The organism is Amycolatopsis sp. cmx-11-51 (assembly GCF_047608665.1).
Lineage (GTDB): Bacteria > Actinomycetota > Actinomycetes > Mycobacteriales > Pseudonocardiaceae > Amycolatopsis.
Window position 1 is genome coordinate 1 of sequence record NZ_JADNQO010000050.1, and the last position, 689, is coordinate 689.

Genomic DNA, 689 nt, shown 5'->3' on the forward strand with positions numbered 1-689 from the left:
TGGGTCACGCTGTTTCTGTCGGCCTTCCAGTTCACCTTCACGGTGCGGGGGTAGAAGTCGGAGATCAGGCACACCAGGGTGGCCTTGTTGTCCTTCAGCTCCTCGGAGGAGGGAGGGAACAGGATCACGGATGGGGTCACGGCTGGCTGCCTCTTGATCTCCACCTTGGTGCCCTGGCCGAAGGTCCAGGGGTAGTTGTAGTCCTGCAGGCAGTAGTAGGTGGCGAAGTCCTCGGGCTGCAGGGAGCTGATGGTCAGGGTGAAGTCGGTTCCGGAGCCGCTGCCGGAGAACCGGCTGGGCACTCCGGACTGCAGGGTGCTGGCGGAGTAGATCAGCAGCTTGGGGGCCTTGCCGGGCTTCTGCTGGTACCAGCCCAGGTCGTTCCTGATGCCCTGGCTGGCCCTGCAGGTGATGGTCACCCTGTCGCCCACGCTGGCGGACAGGGAGCTGGGGGACTGGGTCATCTGGATGGCTCCGTAGGCTCCGCTGATCCACAGCAGCAGGGAGATGAACACCTGGGTCTGCAGCACCATTGGTCCTGGGTTCTCCTCCACGTCGCCGGCCTCCTTCAGCAGGCTGAAGTTGGTGGCTCCGCTGCCGGACCGGCGCTTCCTCCCCCTCTTGCCGGGGCTCCTGGAGATGCTCTTCTGGGTGTAGTGGTTGTGCAGGGCCTCGTGCATCACGGAGCA

General features: G+C 64.4%; 1 protein-coding gene. It reads right to left on the reverse strand.

Annotation, left to right across the window (positions count from 1 at the left end; translation table 11 throughout):
- The coding region (locus ACM6LU_RS39175) for an immunoglobulin domain-containing protein (protein WP_414942921.1) at window positions 1-689 on the reverse strand (689 nt) is incomplete at both ends.